The sequence below is a fragment of the Petralouisia muris genome, from assembly GCF_004793545.1.
Classification (GTDB): domain Bacteria; phylum Bacillota; class Clostridia; order Lachnospirales; family Lachnospiraceae; genus Petralouisia; species Petralouisia muris.
Genome location: NZ_SRYA01000224.1, coordinates 1 through 780 on the forward strand (window position 1 = coordinate 1; position 780 = coordinate 780).

The window sequence follows — 780 nt, forward strand, 5'->3', positions numbered from 1 at the left end:
GCCCTGCTGATCTTGAAAGTGCAAGTACAAACACAACTGCTGCTATAATTCCTGCTGCTATCATCTGCCGCCCCTCCTTTTCTGTTCCGCTTTCTTCCTCTGTTCCTTTTCCATCCGCTCGACATACTCACGAATGTCAATCAAATCCTCTAAGTCATAGATTTTGGAACTCATGGCACGGTCAACATTTTCCGGGGTACATTCGCCGTGTTCTGTCAGTGCTGCAATTACTTTCTGCCTGATTTCTTCCTGTACCGCATCCGGCATTGCTGCTATATAGTGTGGCGGCAGCTTTGTAATTTCTGTGATTACCTCCTTTTCGTATCCGTAAGTGTTCTCAAAGTCACTAACGAATTTTTCTTTTGCCAATACTGCTTTTACCTTGTTTTCCTCACTGGCTAACTCCACCAGTTCGTCTAAGAACTCAATCAGCTCCCTCTTTGTAAAGCCCATCTGTAAATCCTCCTTCCCAAAGCAAAAAGGCAGGACCAGATTAGCATTGCACAAACGGATTATCCGTTTAGAGAGCCAATTTAGTCCTACCTAAATGATTTTGTATTAAATTTTCACCTCGCATTCCACTAAAAGCCAAAGCCCGACCATATCAGTATCGACCATATTTGACTTCCGTAATGTAGGTTTTGAATTGTTCAGCGCTGCCCATTCTTAACCCCAATCAGGTATAAAAAATAGGACTAAATTAGGCTTAACCCCTTGATTTTACTCAATGTCATTAACTTAAGGAAAAGAACAATACCGGATGTCTTTACACCCATTCAT

General features: G+C 42.1%; 1 protein-coding gene. It reads right to left on the reverse strand.

Annotated features, from left to right (window positions below; all coding sequences use genetic code 11):
• Positions 1 to 60: 60 nt before the first annotated feature.
• Complete coding sequence (locus tag E5329_RS29185; protein ID WP_135992583.1) at positions 61 to 453, reverse strand: hypothetical protein; 393 nt, start codon at positions 451 to 453, stop codon at positions 61 to 63.
• Positions 454 to 780: the final 327 nt, after the last annotated feature.

Excerpts from the sequence above, each read along its gene's own strand:
- E5329_RS29185 (WP_135992583.1), bottom strand. The coding sequence starts at position 453 with ATGGGCTTTACAAAGAGGGAGCTGATTGAGTTCTTAGACGAACTGGTG.